Genomic DNA, 26,756 nt, shown 5'->3' on the forward strand with positions numbered 1-26,756 from the left:
CCCCAGACCCGGCCCGGTGCAGGCGCCGTAGGCTGGTCGGGTGAACGGCCGCAGCTACGAGGTCCGCACGTTCGGGTGCCAGATGAACGTCCACGACTCCGAACGGCTCTGTGGGCTGCTGGAATCCGCCGGCTACTCCCCGGTCGATCCCGGCGGCGAGGCGGATGTAGTCGTGTTCAACACCTGCGCGGTGCGGGAGAACGCCGACAACCGCCTGTACGGCAATCTCGGCCAGCTCGTCCCGGTGAAGAAGGGCCATCCGGGCATGCAGATCGCGGTCGGGGGCTGCCTCGCCCAGAAGGACCGGGCCGCGATCCTTGACCGGGCACCCTGGGTTGACGTGGTCTTCGGCACGCACAACCTGCACCGACTGCCCGTGCTGCTGGAGCGCGCGCGGCACAACGCGGCGGCCCAGGTCGAGATCGCCGAGGCCCTGGAGGTCTTCCCGAGCTCTCTGCCGACCCGGCGGGCCAGCCATCACTCGGCCTGGGTCAGCATCAGCGTGGGATGCGACAACACCTGCACCTTCTGCATCGTCCCCAGCCTGCGTGGCCGCGAGCGTGACCGCCGGCCGGGCGACGTGCTCGCCGAGGTCGAGGCCCTGGTCGCGGAGGGCGCCCTGGAGATCACGCTGCTGGGGCAGAACGTCAACTCCTACGGGCGCTCCCTGGGAGATCCCGGTGCCTTCGCGAAGCTGCTGGCCGCCTGCGGTCGCGTCGACGGTCTCGAACGTGTCCGCTTCACCTCACCGCATCCGCGCGACTTCACCGATGACGTCATCGAGGCCATGGCGACCACCTTGAACGTGTGCCACCAGCTGCACATGCCGTTGCAGTCCGGGTCGGACACCGTGCTGCGCCGCATGCGCCGCTCGTACCGTCGGGACCGGTTCCTCGGCATTGTCGAGCGGGTGCGGGCGGTCATGCCCGACGCGGCCATCACCACCGACATCATCGTGGGCTTCCCCGGCGAGACCGAGGCGGACTTCGCCGACACCCTCGACGTGGTGCGGGCGGCCCGGTTCTCCGGCGCCTTCACCTTCCAGTACTCGCCTCGCCCGGGCACCCCGGCAGCGACCATGGACGCCCAGGTGGACCGGGCGACTGTAGCCGACCGGTATACCCGGCTGGTGGCCCTGCAGGACGAGATCTCCTGGGCGGAGAACCGGGCCCTGGTCGGCCGGCGGGTCGAGGTGCTGGTCTCGGAGGGAGAGGGGCGCAAGGACGGCGCCACCGGCCGGATGTCCGGCCGGGCCCGGGACGGACGGCTCGTGCACTTCCGCGCGGACGAGGCCGCGAGCTCGCCCACCGGCTCGGGCTCGAGGGCGGGCGGCGCCGCGGTCGCGCCTACGGTGCGCCCGGGCGACGTCGTCGAGACGGTGGTGACGCGGGCGGCACCCCACCACCTCACCGCCGACGGCCCCCTGCGGTCCCACCGGGCGACCCGTGCGGGGGACGCGTGGGCGCTCGGGCGTGACGGTGGCGGTGCGGCCGTCGCGCAGCAGCCGGCAGGCGGACGGCCGATCGTCACCCTGGGCATCCCGTCCCTGCGGCCGTCCTCGCCCGGTCCCGTCGGCCTGGCGTCTGCTGGCGCGGCGTCTGCTGGCACGGCGTCTGCTGGCACGGCGTCGGCCGGCGCGGACGCCTGCTGTACTCCGGTACGTCGATGACCCTCGTCGCCGCCGCGGTCTGTCCTCATCCTCCGTTGCTGGTTCCCGAGGTCGGCTGTGGTGAGCCGATCGAGGCACGGGTCGTCGCGGTGGACGCGGTGCGCCTGCTGTGTGCCACCAAGCCGGACACGATCGTGGTGGTGGGTGACGCGGCGACCGAGGTGTCCTACGGCCCCGCCGCGTTCGGGTCGCTGGCCGGCTTCGGCGTGGATCTCCGGGTGGACCTCGGCCCGACCGCGCTGGCCCCCGAGTCACCGTCTGTCCCGTCGTCGCCCGTCCTACCGTCGTCCCCTCTACCGTTGTCGATCACGATCGGCGCCTGGCTGCTGGGCGCCGTCGGTTGGCCCGGCGCCCGCACCGCCGTCGGGGTGCCCGCGGAGATCTCTCCGGACGGGGCCGTCGCACTCGGATCGCGGCTGGTCGCGGGCTCCGCTCCGCAGGAACGCCTCGCACTGCTCGTGATGGGCGACGGCTCGGCCTGTCGCACGCTGAAGGCTCCCGGCGGGTTGGATCCACGGGCCGCGGCGTTCGACGCGACCGCCGCCGCGGCGCTGGCCGCGGGGGATCCAGCCGGCCTGCTCGCCCTGGACCCGGGGTTGGCCCGGGAGCTGCTCGCCGTGGGCCGGGCGTCCTGGCAGGTCCTGGCCGGCGCCCTGCTCGCCGCGACCCGGGACGGCCCGGGCCCGGGGTCCCTGGGCCCGGGGGCATGGAACAGTGACCTCCGGTATGACGACGCGCCGTACGGTGTCGGCTATCTGGTTGCCCTCTGGACACGGGATGTTGCCGAGCGAGGATGAACAGGCAGGAGGAACCGCGCCGGGGGCCGGTGGTGGCGGTCGTGGGGCCGACCGCTGGCGGGAAGAGCGACCTCGGCATCGAGATCGCGCTCGCCCTCGGCGGCGAGGTGGTGAACGCGGACTCGATGCAGCTCTACCGCGGGATGGACATCGGTACCGCCAAGGTTCCCGAGGCGGAGCGTCGCGGGGTGCCCCACCATCTGCTCGACCTGTGGGACGTGACGCATCCCGCGGACGTCGCGAGCTTCCAGGTGGACGCCCGCCGGGTAATCGACGATCTGCTCGCCGCCGGGCGCATTCCGGTGCTGGTCGGCGGTTCCGGGCTCTACGTCCGCGCGGTTCTCGACAATCTGACCTTCCCGGGGACCGATCCGGGCGTCCGGGCGCGGTGGGAGGAGGAACTGGCCCGCGTCGGCGCCCCGGCGCTGCACGACCGGCTGGCCGCGCTGGCACCGCAGGCCGCCGCGGCGATCCTGCCCAGCAACGGCCGGCGGATTGTGCGTGCCCTGGAGGTCGTCGAGCTCACCGGAACCTTCACGGCCACCCTGCCGGAGCACCGCTCGGTCTATGAGGTCGTGCAGATCGGCGTGGATCGCCCCGATCTCGACCAACGGATCACGGACCGGGTGGAGAAAATGTGGGGTGCTGGTTTTCCTGACGAAGTGCGAAGGTTGGTGGAATGCGGCCTGCGGGAAGGCCGAACCGCTTCTCGCGCACTGGGCTATGCCCAGGTTCTGGCCTGGTTCGACGGCGCAATGGACTCCGCTGAACAGGCCAAGCTCGCCACAATTACGGCGACGCGGCGCTTTGCCCGTCGACAAAGGTCCTGGTTCCGGCGGGATAACCGGATAGCCTGGTTGGACCAACCAGATGTCACCCAGGTGCGACGGCTGGTGGGTTCGCTCTGACGGGTGATCGGCCGACCGGGTCGGGGTCGATCGGGCCGCCGCCAATGCGCGGCGTCGCCGGTGGCCGGTGCGCGGCGGCCGGTCCCGCACGGCGTCTGGAGAGATCGATGTGACCGCGCCCACCGCTGATGCTGGTACCCCACCCGATGATGCTGGTACCCCACCCGACCTGACTCTCGTCCCCGCGCTCTACGCCGCCTTCGATGATGGTTCGCTGCGGCTGCACTTCCAACCGGAGGTCGACCTGCGCAACGGGTCGGTGCCGGGGATGGAAGCCCATCCGCGGTGGCTGCACCCGGAACGCGGGGTGCTGGGCCCGGCGGATTTCATGCCGATCGCCGTGGCCGCGGGCCTCGTCCATCAGGTGGACCAGTGGGTGCTGCGGATGGCCGTGACCGAGGCGCGCACCTGGCATCGGATGGCGGTCGGGACGCCGATCCGCCCGCCCCGGTTGTGGGTGAACATCGATGGCCGCCAGCTTGCCAGCCTCGCCTTCGCGGCCGAGGTCGACCGGCTCGTCTCGGGCCGGGTGCTGCCGGCCGGGGCGATCGGCCTCGAGTTCAGCGAGCAGACCCTCGGGCTCGCCGCGCCGATGGTGCCCCGGTTGCTGACCCGGCTGCGTGCCCTCGGGGTGGCGATCGCGGTCGGGTCCTTCGGCACGTGGCTGGGCTCGCTGGCCGTGCTCGACCAGTTGCCGCTGAACCTCGTCAAGATTGACGGCCTGTTCCTGCGGGCGACCATGAAGGACCTCGAGGGTGAGGCCGTGCTCGCGGCCATCGTCCGGCTCGCCCACCAGCGCGGCCTGCCCGTCGTCGCCGACGATGTCGACACCGCGCGCCTGGCGTCCCGGGTGGTAGATCTTGGCTGCGATCGCGCCATCGGACCGGTGTTCTGTCCGCCGGTGCCGGTGGAGGACGCTCGGATGATCGCCCTCGGGCGCGGCCGGCCCGACCGCTGGTACAAGCCGTCGCATTCCGACGACCGGATGCGGGAGTGGGCGCGGGCCGCCGCCGGCTGACGCCGCCGCGGGAGCCCGGTCGTCAGGTGCCGAGCGGCGTCCCCCGTACGATCGGCGACGTGCGGGACGAACTGGGGTTGCGATTCGTCAAGGGCCACGGGACGGGCAACGACTTCGTCCTCCTGCCGGATCCCGACGGGGACCTCGACCTCACCGCGGGCCTGGTGCGCGCGCTGTGCGACCGGCGGACCGGCATCGGGGGCGACGGGGTGCTGCGGGTGGTGCTCTGCGCCGCGGTTCCCGAGGCGGCCGGTCTGGCCGGCCGGGCGCGCTGGTTCATGGACTACCGCAATGCTGACGGTTCGATTGCCGAGATGTGCGGCAACGGCGCCCGGGTGTTCGCCCGCTACCTCGTCGACGCCGGATACGCCCAGCCGGGACGGTTCCACGTCGCGACCCGCGCCGGGCTGCGGCTCGTCGAGGTCGCGGTGGACGGTGACGTCACGGTCGACATGGGACCGCCGCGGATCATCGACGGACCCGGGGCCCCGGTCACCGTCGCCGATCGTGCCTTCACCGCGACCGCGGTCTCGATGGGTAATCCGCACGCGGTCTGCTTCGCCGACGACCTGGACGTCGCCGGGCTGCGTCGGCTCGACCTGACCCGACCACCGTCGTTCTCCCCGGTCGACTTCCCGGACGGGGTGAACGTGGAGATCGTCGTCGCCCGGCCGGGTGGGGTGGCGATGCGGGTGTTCGAACGTGGGGTCGGGGAGACCGCGTCCTGCGGCACCGGTGCCTGCGCGGTCGCGGTGGCCTGGGCGGCCCGGCGAGGTGCTTGGCCGGGGGGTGCGCCGGTCGAGGTCGAGGTGGATGTGCCCGGCGGCGGCCTGGTCGTGATCTGGCAGCCGGAGACCGTGCTGTTGCGAGGGCCCGCCGAGCTGGTCTTCGACGGCGTGCTGCGCCGTGCGGAGGTCCACGACCCGGTCGGGTGAGGTGTCCGTTTCCTACAAGACCCGGCCCGTCTGCCGGCCCTACGGTGCCCTCATGCCACCATCGTTCACCCTGACCGGTGTGATCGTCGCTGATATGGCCCGGTCCCTGGCGTTCTACCGCCGGCTCGGCCTCGACCTGCCCGCCGGGGCCGACGCCCAGCCGCACGTCGAGGTGCAGCTGCCCGGCGGTCTACGCCTCGCGTTCGACAGCGAGGCGACCATCCGATCCTTTGATCCGCACTGGTCGGCGGGTACCGGCTCGCCGCGGGTCGGGCTGGCCTTCGCCTGCGACACGCCGGACGAGGTCGACGAGGTCTACGCCGACCTCGTCGGCGCCGGTCACGCCGGCCACCTTCCGCCCTGGGACGCCTTCTGGGGCCAGCGGTACGCGGTCGTGCTCGATCCAGACGGCAACCACGTCGACCTCTACGCCCCACTGCCCGTAGTGGCCGCGATATCCGCGATATCCGCTACCGAGACGTCCAGTTCGTCCTGAACGTTGGCAGTTCGGATGAGACGGGTCGGCGGAACTCCGGCGAGCGCGCGTACCTCCCGGGCGAGGTGCGCCTGGTCGGCGTAGCCGGCCTCGGCCGCCACGACCGCGAACGGGATGCCGGCCCGCGCCGCGTGCAGGGCGTCCTGTATCCGGAGGATCCTGGCGAGCGTCTTCGGGCCATATCCGAAGACGCGCCGGCAGCGACGCAGCAGCTGGCGTTCGCTCAGCCCGACTATGCGCGCGAGGTCGTCCACGGGCGCCCGGGCGCGGGCACCCGCCAGAACGGCGGGAACCAACCGGTCCACGAGCGCCGGGTGAACGGGCCGGGCGGCGATCGACGACTCGAATGCGACCAGGGGATCAGCGGCTATGGCGAGCCGCTCGGCGAGTCGCTGCGCCGGTCCGTCGCCCCACAGGTCGGCGAGCGGGATGCGTTGGTCGCGCAGTTCGTCCGCGGCCACTCCGAGGTGGGATGGTCCAGAGCCCGAGTCGAAGCGGAGCCCGACGTGCCGCACGCCTGGTGCCCAGCGCACCAGCTTCGCCGCCGTGTCCGGCCCCGCGACGATCAGATTGGCGTCGGAACTCCAGATGATGTCCATGCATCCGTCCGGCAACACCCGCCGGCTGCACACCAAGTCTGTGTGCCCGGTGCCCTCCGAGGGCCCGGTGCTGTCCGGACGCCGGTCCGCCGTCGTCCGTGTGGTGTCCGGGGGAGTCGGGCGGCCCGAGCTGTCCCAGATCGTCGCGGCGAGGCGGCGGGCCCGTCTCTCGTGGTACTCGTGGTACACGGCGCAGACGCTACGCCGGCGGAGCGGCAAAACGGTTCGCGATCGACGTGGTGGCGTGGGACCCTGGTTGGCGACGGGATTCGCCGGGAAACGAGGGGGGACGCGCCACGAGCGTGGCAGGGTCTTCCGGACCGGCGGATCCTCCTCGGGCCACCGGGTCGTGGGGCCCGGCCGGAGCAAGCGGCACGGAATGATCGCGGAATGGTGCGGTAACGGGCCGCGTTGAGAACGGATGGTATGACACTTCCTGCTGACGCCTTCGATGCGTCCACTCTCGACAGATCCCTCATCAAGCTGACTGGCGCCGATCCGTCTTACCTGCCGAACTTCTTCGACGATTCTGGGGACGGTTTCGACCTGGAGGATCGCGCCGCGTTGCGGCGGGTTCCCGGTCTCGCCACCGAGCTCGACGACGTCACCGAGGTCGAGTACCGGCAGCTGCGGCTGGAGCGTGTCGTCCTCATCGGCGTATGGACGTCGGGTTCCCTGCGGTCGGCCGAGAGCTCCATGGCGGAGCTCGCGGCGCTCGCCACGACCGCCGGTTCGGTGGTGCTCGACGCGCTCGTGCAGCGCCGCGATCGGCCGGATGCCGCGACCTACGTCGGTTCGGGCAAGGCGCGCGAGCTCGCCGAGGTCGTCGCGGCGACCGGCGCGGACACGGTGGTCTGCGATGGCGAACTCACCCCGGGTCAGCTGCGGCAGCTGGAGGAGGTCGTCAAGGTAAAGGTCATCGACCGGACGGCCCTCATCCTGGACATCTTCGCCCAGCACGCGACCTCTCGAGAGGGCAAGGCCCAGGTCGAGCTCGCGCAGTTGCAGTACATGCTGCCCCGGCTGCGTGGGTGGGGTGAGTCGATGTCGCGGGCTGCGGCCAGCGGCGGCGGCCGGGCGCCCATCGGTACCCGTGGTCCCGGTGAGACGAAGATCGAGACCGACCGTCGGCGGCTGCGGGCCAGGATGGCGCGGTTGCGCCGCGAGCTCGCCGCGATGACGACCGTGCGGGAGACCAAGCGTTCCGCCCGGCGGCGGGGCGAGGTCCCCAGCGTGGCGATCGCCGGTTACACCAACGCCGGTAAGTCGTCGCTGCTCAACCGGCTGACCGGCGCGGGTGTCCTAGTCGAGGACGCGCTGTTCGCCACCCTCGATCCGACCGTGCGGCGGGCGACCCTGCCGGACGGCCGGGCCTTCACCCTGACCGACACCGTCGGATTCGTCCGGCATCTGCCGCATCAGATTGTCGAGGCGTTCCGCTCGACGCTGGAAGAGGTCGCCGATGCCGATCTCATCCTGCACGTTGTGGACGGATCATCGCCGGATCCGGCCGCGCAGATCTCCGCCGTGCGCGAGGTTCTCAACGACATCGACGCGGGCGGTGTTCCCGAGCTGATCGTCGTCAACAAGGTGGACGCCGTGGAGCCGACGGTCGTCGCGGGGCTGCGCCAGCTCGCCCCAGACGCCGTGTTCGTCTCGGCACGCACGGGCGAGGGGCTGGCCGCGCTGGTCGACGCGCTCTGTGCCCGGGTGCCGCATCCCGACGTGGAGATGCGCGTGCTCGTGCCCTACAGCCGGGGCGACCTGGTCTCCCGGGTGCACGCGAACGGCGAGGTGCTCACGCTGGAGCACACCGAGACCGGTACCCGGCTGTCCGCCCGGGTCTCCCCGGGACTCGCGGCGGAGCTGCACGCCTACCGGGCCTGAGCCCAGGAGCGATCAAACGTGAGGCAACCCGGCCGGCCACCCGATGGGCGGCCGGCCGATCCACGTCAAACCCTGCGGAGCACAGCCACGATCCGGCCGAGGATGGTCGCATCCTCACCGGCGATGTCGGCGAAGGCCGGGTTCTCCGGATGTAGCCAGATCTTGCCGTCCCGAACCCGCAGGCGCTTGACCGTCGCCTCCCCGTCGATCATTGCGGCGACGATCTCCCCGTTGTCCGCGACCGGCTGCTGGCGGACGACCACCCAGTCACCGTCGCAGATCGCCGCATTGATCATCGAGTCGCCGACGACTCGGAGCAGGAACAGAGTGCCCTCGCCGACGATCTCCCTGGGTAGCGGGAAGACGTCCTCGACCGCCTGCTCGGCCAGGATCGGGCCACCGGCGGCGATTCGGCCCAGCACCGGCACGTAGGCGGCGTCCGACTTGCTTCCTTCGGTGGTGCCCGGCGCCGCCTCACCGACGATGGGAATCGTGCCCGCCACCGTCGTCGCACCCGCGTCCGCATCCGCGCGCCGCCGGGGGTGCTCGACGGTCAGCACCTCCATCGCTCTCGGGCGGTTCGGGTCCCGCCGCAGGTAGCCCTTCTCCTCGAGCACCTTGAGCTGGTGAGCCACACTACTGGTGCTGGTGAGGCCGACCGCCTCACCGATCTCCCGCACGCTGGGCGGATATCCGCGCCGCTCCACCGCGGCCCGGATGACCTCTAGCACCTTGCGCTGCCGGGGGGTCAGGCCCGCGTCCGCGGGGCCTTCGGGAAAGGCTCGCACGTTGCCGCGGGTTCCGCCCCGGCGCGTACCCCTGCCTTGGCTAGTCATCGCTTACCGCTCTCCTCGTCGCGTTTTTCTTCCGCCGTGCGGCCACCGGCCGGCCGGTGGCCGCACGGCGGACCGTCCCGCTCCGGAAGCCGTCACCCACCGACTCGCCGCCGTCCGTGACCGAGGGAAACCGCCCGGTTCACACCCGATCGACTCGACGGTAACCGGCGGGTCGCAGAATCTCAAACGTCTGTTCGAGCGTGTTCCTGGCGGTTTCCGGTTCCCGATGCGACAATCGACCACGCGTTCGATCGAACGAAGGTTCGATCTTCGGCGTTCGGTGTCGTCGGAACGGGAGGATGCCATGGGATCCGCACACAGGGCGCGGGTCGTCGACCTGTCGACGGCCAGGGACCGGGCGGGTCGCCGGCCGGCGGGATACCCGCCGGGTCGCCCGCCCGCACCCCCGCCGCTCCGGCTGACCCGGCGGGGTCGGGTGGTGGTGGTATCGATTGTCGTGGCGGTCGTCGTGGCGGTAGCAATCATGATCATGCCTGGGGTGTCGATCGCCGGGCCGGATGCCGCGGAGGCGCCGCGGCGCCATCTGGTCGTGCCGGGGGAGACGTTGTGGGCGGTGGCGGTGGCGCTCGACGAGAGCGCCGACACCCGGGTCGTGGTGGACCGGCTGATGCGGCTGAACCACCTGCGGTCGCCGCTGATCACCCCGGGCCAGTCGTTACTCCTTCCCTGACGCCCGACTTCCCCGGCTTCCCGGGTCCACGAGTGTCTCGGCGCGGGGGCTCGCGCGCCGTCGTCTTTCGTCCACGTGCGGTGCCGTTGCGGTGCGGACCACACGGACCATACGGGGGTGCTGCCCCCATCTCTGGGGCCGTGCGCTACCGTGGACACAACATCTGGTGCTTACCGGGGTGTAAGTCATCCACAGGTTGTTCCACAGGTCTTCCACGGGGAGCTGGCGGTCCATCCACAAGGTGGTCCGTCCGGCGTGGATGCCGGGTCCTCAACGGTGTCCCGTCGTCCCCGGTCCGGGGCGGTCGGCTCCGGCGCGGGCGAAGGAGGCGTAGCGCGTGCGGTGCCCGTTCTGCCGGCATCCGGACAGTCGCGTCGTCGACAGTCGGGAGGCCGAGGAGGGTTCGGCGATCCGCCGCAGGCGGTCCTGCCTGTCCTGCGGTCGCCGGTTCACTACGATGGAGGAGGCATCCCTTCAGGTTCGCAAGCGCAGCGGGGCGGCCGAGCCGTTCAGCCGGGTCAAGGTCATCGCCGGTGTCCGCAAGGCCTGCCAGGGCCGGCCGGTGCGGGATGATGATCTCGCGCTTCTGGCGCAGCGGGTAGAGGATGCCGTCCGCTCGTCGGGGTCGGCGGAGGTGCCCGCGGAGGCGATCGGCCGGGCGATCCTCGATCCGCTCCGTGAGCTCGACGAGGTGGCTTATCTCCGCTTCGCCTCGGTGTATCTGGCCTTCGAGTCGTTGACCGACTTCGAATCCGCGATCGTCGCGTTGCGCTCCGAGGCCGCCGGACCTCCCACCACGCGGGATGGACCAGCTCGACCGGTCCCGCGCGGCGCCGGCGAGGCATCGACGGTGACCGGCACCCAGCAGGTGCATAGCAGGTAGGGCCGGGACCACTCGGCCGGAAGTGTCCTACATCGCCCTGGTTCGCCGTGCCGGCCCGGTCCCGCCGGGGCGACGGGTGACATCCCGCGTCGCGGCCGTGCGAGGACCGCGGACCTCCTGGACGGCACACCTGCGGCCCGGCTCGACCTGGCTGGTGCCGTTCGTCATGCGTGTGCGCCGTGCGCGTGCTCGTCCCCGCGGGCACCGCCGTGCGCCGAGGCCCGGCCCCGCACCGTCCCGACGTCCGCTGGCGGCGGCCCGGGGCGGGGATGCCCACAACACATTGTTGAAGGTTGAAGCTGACGAGTGAAGACAAGGAGCGTCATGACCGACAGCCGCGGCACGAAGCCGAGCAGGTCAGCGGCGAAAGCGAGTGGGTTGAAGATCCAGCGGTCACGCACCACCGCCGGCGTCCACCCGTACGACGAGGTCACCTGGGAGTCCCGGGACGTCGTCATGACCAACTGGCGGGACGGCTCGGTCAACTTCGAGCAGCGGGGAGTGGAGTTCCCGCAGTTCTGGTCGGTGAACGCCTCCAACATTGTTACCAGCAAGTACTTCCGCGGGGCGCCCGGCACGCCGGGCCGGGAGTGGTCGCTGCGGCAGTTGATCGACCGGGTCGTGCACGCCTACGGCGCGGCTGGCCGCGAGCACGGCTACTTCGCCTCGGGCACCGACGCCGAGATCTTCGAGTACGAACTGGCCTGGATGCTGCTCCACCAGGTCTTCAGCTTCAACTCGCCGGTCTGGTTCAACGTGGGAACCCCCGCGCCGCAGCAGGTCTCGGCGTGCCAGCCCTATGACGCCCTCGTCAGCACGCCGTCCGGTCTGGTTCCCATCGGCGCCCTGGTGGAGGCGGACGCGGTGGGGACGAAGGTCTTCGACGCGCACGGTCTGACCCAGGTGATCGCGACCAAGTCCAACGGCGTCAAGGACGTCCTGCGGATCTGGACGAAGGCCGGTCACGCGCTCGACGTCACCACCGATCATCTGGTGTGGCGGAGCACCTCCGCGGGTGCCGGGGCCTTCGTTCCCGCCGGCACGCTGCGGGCCGGGGACACCCTCGAGTGGCATCGCACCATCGCCCCTGGCGAGGGTGAGATCACCTCACGGGAGATCGCCGAGGCGGCGCTCGCGGGCCGGCTGCAGGTGGACGGTTTTGTTGGTCGGTACGCCGGTACGAACGCCTCGCTGACCATCGAGGCGATGACTGTGCCGACCCGGCTGTATGACGCTCCGCTGCCCGTTGTCGCGGCCTATCTGCGCAGCCTGTTCCAGGCCGATGGCTACGTGTCCCGCCGGGAGCGCTCGACGTTGATCGGGCTGGACATGATCAGCGAGGGCCTCATTCGCGGGGTGCAGGGCCTGCTCGCCCGGTTCGGCATCTTCGCGCGGGTACGCCGCGAGGCGGATCCGCGACCCGACCGCCACGACCTCTGGAGCCTGGGCATTCAGAACGCCGGTGACCGGCGGACATTCGCGGACGAGATCGGCTTCCTCGACCCGGTGAAGGCCGCGAAGCTGGAGGCGTCGTTCGATCAGCCCGGCCGGGCCGCGGAGCCGGTGAAGCGGTTGCAGATCGAGCGCATTGAGCCGCGCGGGCCGATGCCGGTCTACGACATCCAGACCGACAGCGGCGAGTACCTCTCCGCCGGCCTACGTGTGCACAACTGCTTCATCCTCTCCGTGGACGACACCATGGAGTCGATCCTGAACTGGTACCGGGAAGAGGGGATGATCTTCAAGGGGGGTTCCGGGGCCGGGCTCAACCTGTCCCGCATCCGGTCCTCGAAGGAGCTGCTGTCCTCCGGGGGCACCGCGTCCGGGCCGGTGAGCTTCATGCGCGGCGCCGATGCCTCGGCGGGTACGATCAAATCGGGTGGCGCGACCCGGCGGGCGGCGAAGATGGTCGTGCTCGACGTCGATCATCCCGACATCGTCGAGTTCGTGGAGACGAAGGCCCGGGAAGAAGACAAGATCCGGGCGTTGCGGGACGCGGGCTTCGACATGGATCTCGGCGGGCGCGACATCGCCTCCGTGCAGTACCAGAACGCCAACAACTCCGTCCGGGTGACCGACGAGTTCATGCGGGCGGTCGTCGACGGCGGCGGCTTCGACCTGCGGGCCCGCCTCGACGGCCGCGTCCTGGAGACGGTGGACGCCCGCGGGCTGTTCCACACGATCGCCGAGGCCGCGTGGGCCTGCGCCGATCCCGGCATCCAATACGACGGAACGATCAACGACTGGCATACCTGCCCCGAGAGCGGCCGGATCAGCGCCTCCAACCCGTGCAGCGAGTACGTGCACCTGGACAACTCCAGCTGCAACCTGGCCTCGCTGAACCTGCTGAAGTTCCTGCGCCCGGACCGCAGCTTCGACGCCGAGGCGTTCGTCGCGGCGGTCGAGCTGATCATTACCGCGATGGACATCTCGATCTGCTTCGCCGACTTCCCGACGCCGGAGATCACCAGGGTCAGCCGGGCCTACCGACAGCTCGGCATCGGCTACGCTAACCTCGGTGCCCTGCTGATGGCCAGCGCCCGGGCCTACGACTCGGACGGCGGCCGGGCGCTGGCCGCATCGATTACCTCGCTGATGACGGCCACCGCCTACCGGCGCTCCGCCGAGCTCGCCGGGATCGTCGGCGCCTACGACGGCTTCGCCCGCAACGCGGGCGCGCACCGGCGGGTGGTGCGCAAGCATGCCGCCGCGAACGACGCGGTGCGTAGCGTGCACGCCGAGGACTCCCGGGTCCTCGCCGCCGCGTCCCGGGAATGGGCCCGGGCGCAGACCGTCGGTGAGAAGCACGGATGGCGCAACGCGCAGGCCAGCCTGCTCGCCCCGACGGGCACGATCGGTCTGGCGATGGACTGCGACACCACCGGCATCGAGCCGGACCTCGCCCTGGTGAAGATGAAGAAGCTGGTCGGCGGCGCCAGCATGAAGATTGTGAACCAGACGGTCCCGGCGGCCCTGCAGGCGCTTGGTTACCCCGAGGAGACCATCGAGGCGATCGTCGAGTACATCGCCGAGCACGGGCACGTCATCGACGCTCCCGGCCTGCGTCCAGAGCACTACGAGGTGTTCGACTGCGCCATCGGGGACCGCGCGATCTCCCCGATGGGCCATGTCCGCATGATGGCCGCGGTACAGCCGTTCCTCTCCGGCGCGATCTCGAAGACGGTGAACATGCCCTCGACCGCCACGGTCGCCGACGTCGAGCAGAGCTACCTGGAAGGGTGGCGGCTGGGTCTGAAGGCCCTCGCCATCTACCGGGACAACTGCAAGGTCGGCCAGCCGCTGACCGACGTCAAGGGGGCGAAGCAGGCCGCCGAGCTGGCCGCCACCCCAGCTGGCACGGGAGACGGGGCCGGCGCGGGAGACGGGGCCGGGACCGCCGGCTCCGCCGGGCCCGCCCCGGTGGAGGTCGAGTACCGGCCGGTGCGCCGCCGGCTGCCGAAGACCCGCCCGTCGCGGACGGTGTCCTTCTCCGTCGGGGGTGCCGAGGGTTATCTGACCGCCGGCTCCTACCCGGACGACGGCCTCGGTGAGGTCTTCATCAAGATGTCGAAGCAGGGGTCCACCCTGGCGGGCGTGATGGACGCGTTCGCGATCGCCATCTCGATCGGCCTGCAGTACGGCGTGCCGCTGGAGGCGTACGTCAGCAAGTTCATCAACATGCGGTTCGAGCCGGCCGGGATGACCGACGACCCGGACGTGCGGATCGCCCAGTCGATCATGGATTATCTGTTCCGTCGCCTCGCGCTCGACTATCTCGACGCCGATCAGCGGGCCGAACTCGGCATCTCGACCGCGGCCGACCGGGCCCGTCGGGTCGCGGGTCAGTACGGTCCCGCGCCGGCCGTGGCGGCCGCCGGGATCGACGACCCGGCCAGATCCCAGGGGGCCGCGGTGACCGGATCCTCGGCTTCCGTCGCCGATCGGGGTGACCCGGGTGTCCCGCCCGGTCCGGCGGTGGGGAACGGCCCGGCGTACGTGGCACGGGAGTTGCGGCTGGCACCGCCCGATGAGTCGCTCGTCGCGCAGACCGTGGTCGATGCTCCGCTCTGCTTCACCTGCGGGGTGACCATGCGGCCAGCCGGTAGCTGCTACGTCTGCGAGCAGTGCGGTTCGACCAGCGGCTGCAGCTAGGCGTCGCAGCGGCCGGTCCGACCGGGTGCCCGGTCCGAGACAGTGCTCGGTGGCGTGGCTCAGTGCTCGGCGGCGAGGAGGTCGACCAGGAGCGCCGCGGTCCAGGAGAACCGGTTGCTGCCCGCGCCGGAACCGTCGAGGGGTGAGTAGTACTCGAACATCGCCCCGGACGAGGCGATCATGTCGATCGTGTTCTGGCGCAGGTTCTCCGCGGCGTCGAGCCGGCCGTAACGCTCCAGCCCGTCGGCGATCAGCCAGTTCATGTTGACCCAGACGGGACCCTGCCAGTAACACCGGGGAAGGAAGCCCGGGTCGTCGAGCGGCACGCTCGCGATGCCGAACCGAGACCAGTAGCGCGGTGAGGTGAGCGTCTTGACCATCTCGTCGACCCGGTCCTCGGGCACGACCCCGGCATAGAGCGGCAGGAACCCCGAGATCGTCTCGTGGCGCAGCAGCGTTCCCGTCCGGAAGTCGCGGCTGTAGTAAGTGCCGTCGGTGTGGAGCCGCTCGATCGCCTCGCGCGTCCTGTGCATGGACCGCCGCAACCGGGCGGGGATGGTCTGGCCGATCTCGGCGGCGATGGCGGTGAGGTGCTCGTTGGCCCGGATGAGGATCGCGTTGAAGGCGACGTCCTGGACGAGGGGGACGATGGTCCGGCGGATCTCGCGGAAGTTGTAGTGCGCCCGCCGCAGCTCACGCACGATCCGGTAGAGCGTGAACAGGTCTCCCGAGGTGAGCCGCTCGTCGGGGGGGACCTCCTTGGAATCGCGCCGCAGCGCGTCCATGGCGTCGCCGCCGTTGATCCGGCGCAGTGCCCGCACCCCCAGCGGAGCCGCCGGCCTGGTGATCTCCATCCAGGCCGGCGTGTTGTCCATCCCCGACTCCCAGGAGTGGACCAGTGTGACGAGACCGTCGTCGTCGGGGTCGCGTTCGAGGTAGAGCCACGTATGGAAGCGCAGCAGGCCGGGGAGTAACGCGCGGTAGAAGGCGTCGCGGGCGGATGGCGTCATCATGGCGGCGATCCGGACGGCGGCTTCGGCGATCATCGGCGGCTGGGTGACCCCCGTGCTCTGCACTCCGCCGGCGGTTGTGGTTACCCGGTCGCAGCGCCAGCGCTGCGGACCGGCGTGATAGAAGTCCGAGGTCTCCGCGAAGATCACGTGGGGGATCATGCCGTTCGGCCACTGGCCTCGCAGCAGCGAGAGGACCTCCTTGGCGGCCCGTCCCGGGTCGAGATGGCGCAGTCCGATCGCGATGAAGCAGCTGTCCCAGAGCCACTGGTGCGGGTAGAGCGTCGGGGAGGGCCGGGTGATGTCGCCGAGGTCGTTGTCTCGTAGCACGTCGATCGCGGTTTCCCGTAGTGCCGCCAGGTCTGCGGGAAGGCTGGGGACGGGCATCGTGTGAGAGTAGCGGTTACACGCTGTTCACAGAGGCAGGGCCCGTCGGGTGTGGCCCGCCTAACGGAATCGCCGTTCTCGAGTGCCTCGGCGTGGGGGCGGCACCGGGTGGCGTGGGTCGGCACCGGGGCGGCGTCGGCGGCGCCCGCGTCGGCCCGCCGGTCGTTCCGTCTCGGTGGAGAGCCCGGGGCCGGGTCGCGGGTGTCGGCTTGCCGACTACCGTTACGGGTTAGCACCGACCGGTGATCGTCGGAAAATATGGCACGGATGGCAGAACACAAAAAACTTCTACGATGAGTAATGTACCTGTTGCTTATGGTTGCCGCTAGCCTGATCCGCAGGGTGCGCGGCCACTGGAGAAGCTCAGGAGAGTTCGCGGTTCGCGCCACAGGGCGGAATCTGCCAGGTAGTGTTCGCGGCAGCGAGTGCAGCGTCTCGAGGGCTAGGGTCTACACTGCTTGGTAGGCCCGGCGATCGCTGATGTCCGGGTGTGCCTGCACGGGGAATGGTTCCGCGTCTTCGTTCGTTACCTCCCACGTGCACAGAACGAGACGACCCACCCGCACCGACCATCGGATTTGCCACTGATGACGCTGCCTGCTCTGGAATTTGCCGAGCGCACCGATGACAACCGCCCGCGCAGCCCGCGGCGCGCCCGTCGGGCCGCTCCTCCTGTCCGCACCGCTCCCAGCCGTTCGCTGGCCGCTGTTCCCGACGATACCGACGAGCTCGACGCGGGCGCGGTGGCCGAGGTCATCGCCCGTGGTCGCGAGGCCGGCGAGATCAGCCGCTCCGAGCTGCGTGACGCGCTCGAGTCCGCGGACCTCGGTATCGAACTGTTGCCCGTTCTCATCGCGCGCATCAACGCCGCTGGCGTCGAACTCCTCGACGAGGAGGATGCGAGCGATGACGCCACCGCCGCCAGCCGGTCCACCGCCGAACACGCGGGTACCGCCGACCTCGTACGCATGTACCTGCGCGAGATCGGCAAGGTGCCGCTGCTCAACGCCGCCCAGGAGGTCGAACTCTCCAAGCGGGTCGAGGCGGGCCTGTTCGCCGAGTACAAGCTCGAGAGCGTCCCCGACCTGCCCGCCGACCTTTGTCGTGACCTCGGTCTGCTCGTCAAGGACGGCCATGCCGCCAAGCAGCAGCTCGTCTCGGCGAACCTGCGGCTGGTGGTCTCCGTCGCTAAGAAGTACAGCGGTCGCGGGATGACCTTGCTGGACCTGGTCCAGGAGGGCAACCTCGGCCTTATCCGCGCGGTGGAGAAGTTCGACTACGCCAAGGGCTACAAGTTCTCGACCTATGCAACCTGGTGGATCCGCCAGGCCATCGGCCGGGCGCTCGCCGACCAGGCGCGGACGATCCGCATCCCGGTCCACGTGGTCGAGCAGATCAACAAGATTACCCGGTTGCAGCGCCAGCTCGTCTCCACGCTCGGCCGTGAGCCGACCGACGAGGAGCTCGCCCTCGAGCTGGACATGCCGATCGAGCAGGTGGTGGAGCTGCGCCGGTATGCGCAGGACACCGTCAGCCTGGAGACCTCGGTCGGCGACGACGGCGACTCCGTGCTCGGCGACTTCATCGAGGACTCCGACGCGACCTCCCCGGCGGACGCCGCCTCCTACGGCGCCATGCAGGACGAGATCGATAACGTCCTCGGTGGCCTGAGTCCGCGGGAGCGCGAGGTGATGCGGCTGCGCTTCGGTCTCGCCGACGGCAAGCAGCACACCCTCGCCGAGGTGGGCAACCGGCTCGGCCTGACCCGTGAGCGCATCCGTCAGATCGAGCGGGACACGCTTCGGGAGCTGCGCAAGCCCGCCGTCGCCGGTCGGCTGCGCGAGTTCCTCGACTGATCGATCGGGCGAACGCACCTCCGGTCGGGTCTGCGGGGCACGTGCACAGGTGCACGGGGGTGGAAGACAGGAGTACCGCGATCATGGCGGTCACGCCATGATCGCGTGATCGATGAAAGCCGGATCTTCGTTTTTGCCGGGCGAAGATCCGGCTTTGCCGTATCAGGCTCCGGGTTCGGCCTCCCCGCCGGATCCGGTGCCGGGTTCCAGCGTGGTTCCCGTCCTCGGCTCCGGCTCCGGCTCCGGCTCCGACCGCCGGGACCGGGCCGAGGCGGCGGCGAAGGGCAGCAGGGCATCGGGGTTGGCGACCGAGTCGAGGCTCACGGCCTCGTCCAGGGCGGTTCCGGCGAGCAGGCGCTTCACCGGTACCTCGAGCTTCTTGCCGGTGTGGGTCCGAGGGATCTCGGTGATCTCGATGATCCAGTCGGGGACGTGGCGTGGGCTGAGTTCGGCGCGCAGAACCTCGCGCAGCCGGGCGGCCACCGCATCGGTCAGGCCGGGCTCGGTGAGGACGACGAAGAGGAGCAGCTCGCCGTGCCCGCGCTCGTCCGCGGTGTCGACCGCGAGGCTGTCTGCGATCCCGGGGGCCCGCTCGACCACGCTGTAGAGCTCGTTGGTGCCGATCCGGACGCCGCCGCGGTTCAACGTCGCGTCCGAACGTCCCTGGATGACGACGGCACCGGTAGGCGTGATCCTCGCCCAGTCCCCGTGGCGCCAGACGCCGGGGTAGACGGAGAAGTAGCTCTCCCGCAGCCGGCCGCCGTCCGGGTCGGCCCAGAAGCACAGCGGCATGGACGGCATCGGCGCGGTCACGACGAGCTCACCGACCTCGTCAACGACCTCCTCGCCGGCCTCGTCGAAGACGCGCACCGTGCAGCCCAGCGCGCGCGATCCGATCTCCCCGGCCCGCACCGGCATCGTCGGCAGGCCTGCCACCAGCGCCGTGCAGACGTCGGTGCCACCGCTGATCGACGACAGCATCACGGTCGGGCTCACCGCTTCGTACACCCAGGCATAGCCGGCTGCGGACAGTGGCGATCCGGTCGATCCGACGGTGCGCAGCCTGGACAGATCGGCGAACTCGCGCGGGACCGGCCCGGCGTCCTCGCAGGCCTGCAGGTAGCCCGCGGACGTGCCCAGGCACGTGAGCTCCAGGGCCTCCGCCAGACCGAACAGGGTGCCGAGCGCCGGGTAGCCGGGCGCTCCGTCGTAGAGCACGACGGTCGCGCCGACGAGCAAACCGGAGACCAGGTAGTTCCACATCATCCAGCCGGTCGTGGTGAACCAGCAGAACCGGTCGTCCGGACCGAGATCGAGGTGCAACGCCAGCGACTTCAGGTGCTCCAGCAGGATGCCGCCGTGGCCGTGCACGATCGCTTTGGGGGGCCGGTCGTGCCGGACGAGTAGAGGATCCACAGCGGCGCGTCAAAGGCGACCCGGGTGAACTCGGGCTCGGAGGTCTCCGAAGCCATCAGCTCGTCCCAGGTGAGCAGTCCCGGTAGCCCCGCGGCCCGGGCCCGGGAGAGCGCGTCCGGCCACAGGTACGGCACGATCACGCTTGCCCCGAGTCCCGGCAGGTCGCCCGCGAGCGCGGCGAGGGTGTCGTAGCTCTTCCCGCGGTAGCTGTAGCCGTCAACGCCGATCAGGACCTTCGGGTCGATCTGGCCGAACCGCGCGCGCAGGGCCGTCGGGCCGAGCTCCGGCGAGCATGACGACCACACCGCGCCGATGCTGGCGGCGGCCAGCATCCCCACCATCGCGTAGACGGTGTTGGGCAGCACGGCGCAGACCCGATCACCCTCGGCGACACCCAGGCTCCGCAGTCCCGCCGCCGCCTTCGCCACCTGCCGGCGCAGCTCGTCCTAGGACACCACGGCCGTGGCACCGTCCTCGCGTACGGCGATGACGGCCGGAGCTGGCCCGCTCCGGGTGAGCGCGTTCTCCGCGCAGTTTACCCGGGCACCGGGAAACCAGACCGCGCCGGGCATCGCCGCGTCGGCGAGCGCCGGACCGGTGCCGTGGTCCCCCTCGACCGCGCAGAAATCCCAGATCGACTCCCAGAACGCGTCCAGGTCGGTAACCGACCACTCCCACAGGCGCGTGTCGTCGGCGAGCTCAACCCCCCGCTCGGCGGCGAGCCAGGCGCGGTAGTTTGGTCACCGCGGCCTGGCTGATCCGACGGGGAGGCGGTTCCCACAGCGGCGTGCCGGCAGCCACCGGCCCACCACCACGGCCGGCCGGCTGCCGCCCGTCCTCCATCGCCGTATGGTCCGGTGTCACTCGGTCTGCTGCCACGGGCACTGACCCTAGGCCATTCCGGGCAGATCTACGTGCCTCATCGACGGCCCCGGATCCTCGTCACCGATACCACCGCTACCTCCGGGAGCGTGATCGGGCTACGGTCGACAGATGAGTGTCCCGGGCGATTCCGAGCGGCGGGCCGACGGTCGCCCGCTGGCCGAGCCGACGGTCGTGACCTGGGATCCGGCCATGGCCGGCTACGACTTCGGGCCGGCGCATCCGCTGCATCCCGTGCGGCTCGAACTCACCATGGACCTCGCTATGAGTCTCGGCGTTCTCGACGCACCGGGCATCCGGATCTCCAGGCCGACCTTCGCCTCCGACGACCTCATCGACCTGATCCACGATCCGGTCTACCTGAGCGCGGTCCGTGCCGCGCCCGACCCGGCGCAGGCAAGGTTCGCGGCCCTGTTCGGCCTGGGCACAGCCGACAACCCCATCTTCGAACGGATGCACGAGGCCGCCGCGCTCATCACCGGTGGCACGATCGAGGCGGCACGGGCGGTGTGGAGCGGGCCGCCGCGGCACGCCGTGTCGATCGCCGGGGGGCTGCATCACGCGATGCCGGGAATGGCGAGCGGATTCTGCATCTACAACGACCCGGCGATTGCGATCGCCTGGTTGCTCTCCGCCGGAGCCACCAGAGTGGCGTACGTCGACGTGGACGTGCATCACGGCGACGGCGTGCAGACGGCGTTCTACGACGATCCGCGGGTGCTCACCATCTCCCTGCACCAGACGGGGAGCACCCTCTTCCCGGGCACCGGATTCCCGACCGAGGTGGGTGCTCCCGCCGCGGAGGGCACCGCGGTGAACGTGGCGTTGCCCCCCGCCACCGGCGATGCCGGCTGGCTGCGCGCCTTCTCCGGGGTGGTGCCGGTGCTCCTGCGGTCCTTCCGGCCGCAGGTGCTGGTGACCCAGCACGGCTGCGACACGCACGCCTTCGACCCGCTGGCCGATCTGGCGCTGTCGGTGGACGGCCAACGGGCCTCCTACGACCTGCTGCACGCGCTGGCCCACGAGGTCTGCGACGGGCGCTGGCTGGCCTGCGGCGGTGGCGGGTACGCGCTGGACACGGTCGTGCCGCGGGCCTGGACGCAGCTGCTGGCGATCGCCGGCCACGTGCCCCTGAATGCCGGTCGCGCCCTGCCGGAGGACTGGCGGTCCGCGGCGCCGGGACGGGTGCGGGCGGCGACCGGGCAGAAGTCCCTCGGCGCCGCCGCCATGCCCCGGGCGCTCGGGGACGGGGTGAGTGTCCGGTACCGTCCCTGGGACGCGGGCGAGGGAGACCCCGACGATCCGTTGGACCGGACGGTGGCGGCGACCCGGCGTCAGGTGCTGCCGTTGCACGGCCTCGACCCCACCGTCGACCGTTGAGCACGGAGTAAGAGCTGAGCACTGCGTGAGAACCGGGTGAGCGCCGCGTGAGCACCGAGCCTCCGGTCGTCTATCCGGCCGAGTGGGAGGCCGACGTCATCCTCAGTGACGGCGGCACCGCCCACATCCGCCCGATCCTGCCGACGGACGGCCCGCTGCTGCGGACCTTCTGGACCCGGCTGTCGACCCAGTCGATCTACTTCCGGTTCTTCGCCGTGCGCCGTGCCCTGAGTGACGCCGACATCCACCGGATGACGACCGTCGACCAGCGGCTGCGCGGCGCCATCGTCGCAATGATCGGCGACGACCTGGTCGCGGTCTCCCACTGGGAGAGCACCGCCGCACGGCCGACCGAGGCGGAGGTCGCCTTCCTGGTGGAGGACGCCCAGCAGGGACGAGGGCTGGGTTCGGTGCTGCTGGAGCATCTTGCCGCCGCGGCCTGGGACCGCGGGATCCGCCGCTTCGACGCCGACGTGCTCGGGGAGAACCAGCAGATGATCCGGGTCTTTCTCGATGCCGGTTACACGGTCTCGAGGACCTGGGACTCGGGCGCGGTCCGGCTGTCCTTCGAGATCACCCCCACCCAGAAGTCGGTCGAGGTGATGCGGGCCCGGGAGCACCATGCCGAGGCCGCCTCGATCGGTCGGCTGCTGCATCCGCGCGCGATCGCCGTCATCGGTGCGGGGCGGTCCGCCGGGTCCGTGGGCAACGCGGTCCTGCGTCACCTGCTCGCCGGCGGCTTCGACGGCCCCGTCTACCCGGTAAACTCGGCCGCGGCCGCAGCCGGCGGCGCGGTGGCGTCGATCCAGGCCTACGCCGGCATCGAGGACGTGCCGCGTCCGGTCGACCTGGCCGTGGTGTGCGTGCCGCCCGCGCAGGTGCCTGACGTCGTCACCGCCTGCGGGCGGGCCGGGGTCTGGGGACTGGTCGTCCTCACCGACCAGCGCGACGCCGCCGCAGACGTGGCCCTGGTGGCCGAGGCCCGGGCGGATGGCCTGCGGGTGGTCGGCCCGGCGAGCATGGGCATCCAGAATCCGGCGGCGGGGTTGAACGCCTCGATGGTGCCCCGGATGCCCCCGGCCGGCCGCATCGGCTGCTACTCCCAGTCGGGTCCGTTCGGCGGGGCCATCCTGGCGGCGGCGGCCGCGCGCGAGGTCGGTCTGTCGGTCTTCGTCTCCGCCGGGGACCGGGCCGACGTGAGCGGTAACGACCTGCTCCAGTACTGGGAGGAGGACCCCGGGACCGACGCGATGATTATGCATCTGGAGACCTTCGGTAATCCCCGCAAGTTCGCCCGGCTGGCCCGGCGGGTGGGTCGGCGTAAACCGGTGATCGTCGTGTACTCCGGCCGTTCGACCCTTGACGACGCGCTTCTGCGGCAGGCCGGGGTGATCGGCGTCGACCGGGTCTCCCAGGCGTTCGACGTCGCGCTGCTGCTCACCACGCAGCCGCTGCCTGCGGGCGGTCGGGTCGCCGTCGTCGGCGACTCCCGGGCCCTGGTCCGGCTGACGGCCCGTGCCGCCGACGCGGCCGGGCTCAGGGTCGAGGAGGTGCTCCTCCCGGTTGGCAGTTCCCCCGGGGACCTCACCCGGGCGTTGACCTCCGCGGCGGACCGGGCGGATGCGCTGATCGCCACGCTGGTCCGGCTGCCGCCGTCCCCGGCCGGGCCGATCGCGGCGGCCGCCGCCGCGACCATCGAGATCCCGGTTCTCGCCGCCGTGCAGGGGGGCGAGATGCCCGGCGAGCTCGCCGACATTCCGGCCTATTCGTCGCCGGAGGCGGCCGTCGCCGCGTTGCGCCGGGTGGTGGGCTACGCCCAGTGGCGGGCACGCCCGATCGGCACCGTGCCGACGACGGCGGTGCGGGCAGACGAGGCGCGTTCGCTCGTCGCCGGACTCACCGGTCGCCTTCCGGAGGATCAGGCCGCCGCCCTGCTGGACTGCTACGGCGTCACGGTGGAGCCGGCCGTCCTGGTGACGTCCCCGCGCCGGGCCGTCGAGGCGGCGGGCCAGCGCGGCTATCCGGTGGCGCTCAAGGCGCGGTCGCGATCCTACCGGCATTGTCCGGACCTGCGCGGTCAGCGTCTCGACCTGCCCGACGCGGCAGCCGTGCGGGCGGCATGGGCGTCGCTGCGCTCCCAGCTCGGGGTGGAGGTGCCGATTGTCGTCCAGCGGATGGCGCCGGTCGGCGTGCCGGTGGTCGTCGGTTCCGAGGAGCATCCCCGGTACGGTCCCCTGGTCTCGTTCGGCCTCGCGGGCCCCGCGACCGAGCTGCTGGGGGACCGCGCACACCACATCCTTCCCCTTACCGACGTCGACGCGGCGCGCCTCGTGCGTTCGGTGCGGGCGGCGCCGCTGCTGCTGGGATACCTCGGCTCGACGCCGGTCGACATCGCCGCGCTGGAGGACCTGGTCCTCAGGATCGCCCGGCTCGCCGACGACGTGCCGGAGGTGATTCATCTCACGTTGGATCCAGTGATCGTGTCGACCGGGCGGGTGACCGTGCTGTCCGTGGAGATCGTCGCTGGGCCGTCGGCGCCCCGCGCGGACGTCGGACCTCGGCGGTTCTGGACACCGGACCGCCCGACTCCGGACGGGGCGACTACCCGGGGCGGTTCAGCACAACATGCGCACGCCGTCCACAATCGTCTCCCATGACGTCGCCGCACTCCGCGCAGCCGCCCGTCTGGCCCGCTTCCGGCGCATTCCCGATGCTCTCCCCTGATTCTGCGGGAGCTGCCGGGACGCCTGGTACCCCCGTAGAGGGGATGCCTGGGCAGGCGTCTCTCGTGCCGATGTACCGGCCGGCGAACGTCGGGCTGTCGGAAGCGCTGCCGGTGGATCTGGGGCCGGTGGGCGCGGGGCCCGCGGGTGCGCGCTTCTCCGTGAGCCCCCCGGGATCCGCCTCCCGGCCATCGGGCGTTGTTCCGTCCGGCCAGGGGGATGTCTCCCCGGGACCGACTCCGGTCACCCGGTCCCAAGGGGGACCGCCGGCCGGCCCACACACCAACCCCGGCCCACGCGCGCATCCCGGCCCGAACCAGGTCCCCGGCCCTAAGCACGCTCCCGGCCCGGATACCGGCCCCCGTCAGGACCGGGGAGCCGGCTCCGAGCTACCCGAGCTACCCGAGGGCTGGCCCATGGTCGCCCGGCCGGCCGCTCCGGCCGTGACCGCCGAGCCGGTCATACGGGATCTCATCGACGGTACCGAGCCGCGCCGCACGCCGGATACGCCAGGGATGCGCCGGTCCGATCCGGCGGGGCTGCCGGGACCGGGCCGGGCCGGTTTTCCCCCGCCCGGACACGCCCCGGGAACCGACCCCGTGGCCACGTTCGTGATGCTAGACGCGTTGTTCGCGTGGGCCCCGGCCGGTCTCGCCCTGCTCGACCGGGCCGGGCGGTTCCTGCGGGTGAACGACACACTCGCCCGGTTCGACCGCCGGCCGGTCCACGAGCACCTCGGCCGTACCGTCTCCGAGCTCCTCGGCGACACCGGCCAGGAACTCGACGCTCTGCTGGCACGGGTGCTGCGCACCGGCGAGCCGGTGGTGGACCTGGAGGTCGTGGTTGCCACCGATGGTTCCGGACCGCCGCAGACGTGGCTCGCCAGCTGGTATCCGGTGAACGACCCTCAGGTCGGGCTGGTGGGCGTGGCGTTCGTCGCGATCGACGCCAGCGGGACGCGGGCGGTCGAGAGGGAGCGGGCGCGGGCCGAGGCACGCTACCTCGGTCTCGTGGACGCCGCCGCGATGGACGTGTTCCATGCCGAAGGCGACGGGGCACTCGATGCCGATCTGCCCCGTCTGCGGGCCTTTACCGGGCGGCATCCGGCGGAGCTGGCCGGGTTCGGCTGGCTCGGCGTGGTCCATCCCGACGACCGGGAGCGGGTCGGGTGCGCCTGGCGCGGGGCGATCGAGCACGGTGAGACCTTCGAGGCCGAGTTCCGGATCTCCGGTGGCGGAGGCGACCGCACCGCCGTGCGGGTGGTCGAGGCCCGCATCGTTCCCATGCCGGCGGCCGGCCGGCCGAACAGCCGGCCCGGCGAGTGGCTCGGGGTGATCCGCGATCTCACCGAGGTACGCGCCGCCGAGGCCGACCGGGCCACGGCCGACCAGCGGGCCCGGATCGCGACGGAACGGGCCGAACAGACCGCGACGTTGGCCGTGGCGCTCGCCCGGACCCTGACCGTGGACGACGTCGTCGCCACCGTCCTCGACGTCGGGGAACGGATGGCCGGGGCCGCCAGCCGGGGCGTCGCGCTCGTGGACGAGGCGCACGACCAGCTACTCTTCCACGCCCCGCCGGGTCCCGCCGACGGCCTCGCCCGATGGTCGGAGGTGGCGCTGGGCGCGGTACATCCGCTGGCGGAGGTCATGCGGGGCGGTCGTGCACTGTTTCTCGTCGACCGCGACGAGCTGCTCGCCCGCTGGCCGGTGCCGGAGGTCGCCGACGTCGCCGCCGCGGCGGGTGAGCACGCCTGGGCGATGCTGCCGCTGGCCGTCGGGGGCGGCGCACCCTTCGGCGTGGTGACCTTCGGGTTTCGCCAGGCGCGGGAGTTCACCGCCGCTGATCAGGCATCCCTCGTCGCGATCGCCGACGCCTGCGCGCAGGCCCTGGAACGGGCCACCGGCTACGAACAGCTCGCCGCCGACGCCGCGCGCGGTCATCGGACCCTGGCGGCGACGCGCGAGGCGCAGGCCGCCCTGGCACTCGCCGATCGACGCTTTCGGCTGCTGGAGCGAGCCACCGGGATCGTGGCCGCGGCCGTCGAGCCTCCCGTCGCCCTGCGCTCCCTGGCCGAGCTGATCGTCGCGGAGGTCGCCGACCTGTGTGTCGTCCAGCTTGTCACCGGCACGCCCGCTCCCGTCCCGGCGTCCTGGAGCGGTGCCGCGGTGCCCGTCCGGGACGGGGCTGACGTCGGGGACGGGGCTGACGTCGGGGACGCGGCCGGGGAC

Annotated in this window: 17 protein-coding genes and 1 pseudogene; 14 read left to right on the plus strand and 4 right to left on the minus strand. The window is 71.4% G+C overall.

Features of this window, described 5'->3' with window-relative positions:
• The first annotated feature begins 40 nt into the window (after positions 1-40).
• From miaB to AC08OJ_RS06675, 6 genes are all read left to right on the plus strand, one after another.
• A complete protein-coding gene (gene miaB / locus AC08OJ_RS06650) occupies positions 41-1,669 on the plus strand; it encodes a tRNA (N6-isopentenyl adenosine(37)-C2)-methylthiotransferase MiaB (RefSeq protein WP_476595297.1) in 1,629 nt (542 codons plus the stop codon).
• Positions 1,666-2,466, plus strand: coding sequence for a class III extradiol dioxygenase subunit B-like domain-containing protein (locus AC08OJ_RS06655; protein ID WP_476595298.1), 801 nt, complete (start codon positions 1,666-1,668; stop codon positions 2,464-2,466). Before miaB ends, AC08OJ_RS06655 begins: the two co-directional genes overlap by 4 nt.
• Positions 2,463-3,374 carry a tRNA (adenosine(37)-N6)-dimethylallyltransferase MiaA gene (miaA, locus tag AC08OJ_RS06660; protein ID WP_462187344.1) on the plus strand — a complete coding sequence of 304 codons (912 nt, stop codon included), beginning with the start codon at positions 2,463-2,465 and terminating at the stop codon, positions 3,372-3,374. Before AC08OJ_RS06655 ends, miaA begins: the two co-directional genes overlap by 4 nt.
• Before the next feature lie 109 nt (positions 3,375-3,483).
• A complete protein-coding gene (locus AC08OJ_RS06665) occupies positions 3,484-4,392 on the plus strand; it encodes an EAL domain-containing protein (protein WP_476592088.1) in 909 nt (302 codons plus the stop codon).
• A 59-nt stretch (positions 4,393-4,451) separates the two neighbouring features.
• The gene (gene dapF, locus AC08OJ_RS06670; RefSeq protein ID WP_476595299.1) at positions 4,452-5,327 is read left to right on the plus strand and encodes a diaminopimelate epimerase; all 876 of its coding nucleotides are present in this window, start codon (positions 4,452-4,454) and stop codon (positions 5,325-5,327) included.
• A 52-nt stretch (positions 5,328-5,379) separates the two neighbouring features.
• Positions 5,380-5,823, plus strand: coding sequence for a VOC family protein (locus tag AC08OJ_RS06675; RefSeq protein ID WP_476592087.1), 444 nt, complete (start codon positions 5,380-5,382; stop codon positions 5,821-5,823).
• On the opposite strand, the gene AC08OJ_RS06680 is transcribed toward AC08OJ_RS06675, so the two are convergent.
• Positions 5,754-6,422: a helix-turn-helix domain-containing protein gene (locus AC08OJ_RS06680; protein ID WP_476595300.1), complete on the minus strand. Its 669-nt coding sequence runs from the start codon at positions 6,420-6,422 to the stop codon at positions 5,754-5,756. The genes AC08OJ_RS06675 and AC08OJ_RS06680 overlap by 70 nt on opposite strands.
• 426 nt (positions 6,423-6,848) lie before the next feature.
• On the opposite strand from AC08OJ_RS06680, the gene hflX reads away from it, so the two are divergent.
• Positions 6,849-8,309 carry a GTPase HflX gene (gene hflX, locus AC08OJ_RS06685; RefSeq protein WP_476592085.1) on the plus strand — a complete coding sequence of 487 codons (1,461 nt, stop codon included), beginning with the start codon at positions 6,849-6,851 and terminating at the stop codon, positions 8,307-8,309.
• Between the two features lie 65 nt (positions 8,310-8,374).
• Here hflX and lexA read toward each other — a convergent pair whose 3' ends face one another.
• Positions 8,375-9,145: a transcriptional repressor LexA gene (gene lexA, locus AC08OJ_RS06690; RefSeq protein WP_476592084.1), complete on the minus strand. Its 771-nt coding sequence runs from the start codon at positions 9,143-9,145 to the stop codon at positions 8,375-8,377.
• Between the two features lie 304 nt (positions 9,146-9,449).
• Here lexA and AC08OJ_RS06695 point away from each other — a divergent pair, with 304 nt between their 5' ends.
• From AC08OJ_RS06695 to AC08OJ_RS06705, 3 genes are all read left to right on the plus strand, one after another.
• Positions 9,450-9,836 carry a LysM peptidoglycan-binding domain-containing protein gene (locus tag AC08OJ_RS06695; RefSeq protein ID WP_476592083.1) on the plus strand — a complete coding sequence of 129 codons (387 nt, stop codon included), beginning with the start codon at positions 9,450-9,452 and terminating at the stop codon, positions 9,834-9,836.
• Between the two features lie 337 nt (positions 9,837-10,173).
• Entirely contained in the window at positions 10,174-10,719 is a 546-nt protein-coding gene (gene nrdR / locus AC08OJ_RS06700; RefSeq protein ID WP_476595301.1) for a transcriptional regulator NrdR, read from the plus strand.
• A gap of 324 nt (positions 10,720-11,043) precedes the next feature.
• On the plus strand, positions 11,044-14,871 hold the full coding sequence (locus AC08OJ_RS06705) for a vitamin B12-dependent ribonucleotide reductase (RefSeq protein WP_476595302.1): 3,828 nt from the start codon (positions 11,044-11,046) through the stop codon (positions 14,869-14,871).
• Between the two features lie 59 nt (positions 14,872-14,930).
• Here the strand turns inward: AC08OJ_RS06705 and AC08OJ_RS06710 are convergent, their stop codons facing one another.
• The gene (locus tag AC08OJ_RS06710) at positions 14,931-16,268 is read right to left on the minus strand and encodes an amylo-alpha-1,6-glucosidase (protein WP_476592080.1); all 1,338 of its coding nucleotides are present in this window, start codon (positions 16,266-16,268) and stop codon (positions 14,931-14,933) included.
• Positions 16,269-16,855: 587 nt separating this feature from the next.
• Between AC08OJ_RS06710 and AC08OJ_RS06715 the strand changes: the two genes are divergently transcribed.
• Complete coding sequence (locus tag AC08OJ_RS06715; protein WP_476592079.1) at positions 16,856-18,124, plus strand: sigma-70 family RNA polymerase sigma factor; 1,269 nt, start codon at positions 16,856-16,858, stop codon at positions 18,122-18,124.
• Between the two features lie 162 nt (positions 18,125-18,286).
• Here the strand turns inward: AC08OJ_RS06715 and AC08OJ_RS06720 are convergent.
• Positions 18,287-20,383, minus strand: a pseudogene (locus AC08OJ_RS06720) (acetoacetate--CoA ligase).
• A 150-nt stretch (positions 20,384-20,533) separates the two neighbouring features.
• Between AC08OJ_RS06720 and AC08OJ_RS06725 the strand changes: the two are divergent.
• From AC08OJ_RS06725 to AC08OJ_RS06735, 3 genes are all read left to right on the plus strand, one after another.
• Positions 20,534-21,802 (plus strand): acetoin utilization protein AcuC, encoded by a 1,269-nt coding sequence (locus AC08OJ_RS06725; RefSeq protein ID WP_476592078.1) that lies wholly within the window; start codon positions 20,534-20,536, stop codon positions 21,800-21,802.
• A gap of 47 nt (positions 21,803-21,849) precedes the next feature.
• The gene (locus AC08OJ_RS06730) at positions 21,850-24,459 is read left to right on the plus strand and encodes a bifunctional acetate--CoA ligase family protein/GNAT family N-acetyltransferase (protein ID WP_476595303.1); all 2,610 of its coding nucleotides are present in this window, start codon (positions 21,850-21,852) and stop codon (positions 24,457-24,459) included.
• 482 nt (positions 24,460-24,941) lie between these two features.
• A partial coding sequence (locus AC08OJ_RS06735) for a PAS domain-containing protein (RefSeq protein WP_476595304.1) occupies positions 24,942-26,756 on the plus strand: 1,815 nt, incomplete at its 3' end.

Source organism: Frankia sp. CgKIO3, from assembly GCF_977946435.1.

What these genes read in the sequence shown, in the direction of transcription:
- AC08OJ_RS06655 (WP_476595298.1), top strand. Translation starts at nt 1,666, where the DNA reads ATGACCCTCGTCGCCGCCGCGGTCTGTCCTCATCCTCCGTTGCTGGTT.
- miaA (WP_462187344.1), top strand. Translation starts at nt 2,463, where the DNA reads ATGAACAGGCAGGAGGAACCGCGCCGGGGGCCGGTGGTGGCGGTCGTG.
- AC08OJ_RS06675 (WP_476592087.1), top strand. Translation starts at nt 5,380, where the DNA reads ATGCCACCATCGTTCACCCTGACCGGTGTGATCGTCGCTGATATGGCC.
- AC08OJ_RS06680 (WP_476595300.1), bottom strand. Translation starts at nt 6,422, where the DNA reads ATGGACATCATCTGGAGTTCCGACGCCAATCTGATCGTCGCGGGGCCG.
- hflX (WP_476592085.1), top strand. Translation starts at nt 6,849, where the DNA reads ATGACACTTCCTGCTGACGCCTTCGATGCGTCCACTCTCGACAGATCC.
- lexA (WP_476592084.1), bottom strand. Translation starts at nt 9,145, where the DNA reads ATGACTAGCCAAGGCAGGGGTACGCGCCGGGGCGGAACCCGCGGCAAC.
- AC08OJ_RS06695 (WP_476592083.1), top strand. Translation starts at nt 9,450, where the DNA reads ATGGGATCCGCACACAGGGCGCGGGTCGTCGACCTGTCGACGGCCAGG.
- AC08OJ_RS06705 (WP_476595302.1), top strand. Translation starts at nt 11,044, where the DNA reads ATGACCGACAGCCGCGGCACGAAGCCGAGCAGGTCAGCGGCGAAAGCG.
- AC08OJ_RS06710 (WP_476592080.1), bottom strand. Translation starts at nt 16,268, where the DNA reads ATGCCCGTCCCCAGCCTTCCCGCAGACCTGGCGGCACTACGGGAAACC.
- AC08OJ_RS06715 (WP_476592079.1), top strand. Translation starts at nt 16,856, where the DNA reads ATGACGCTGCCTGCTCTGGAATTTGCCGAGCGCACCGATGACAACCGC.
- AC08OJ_RS06725 (WP_476592078.1), top strand. Translation starts at nt 20,534, where the DNA reads ATGAGTGTCCCGGGCGATTCCGAGCGGCGGGCCGACGGTCGCCCGCTG.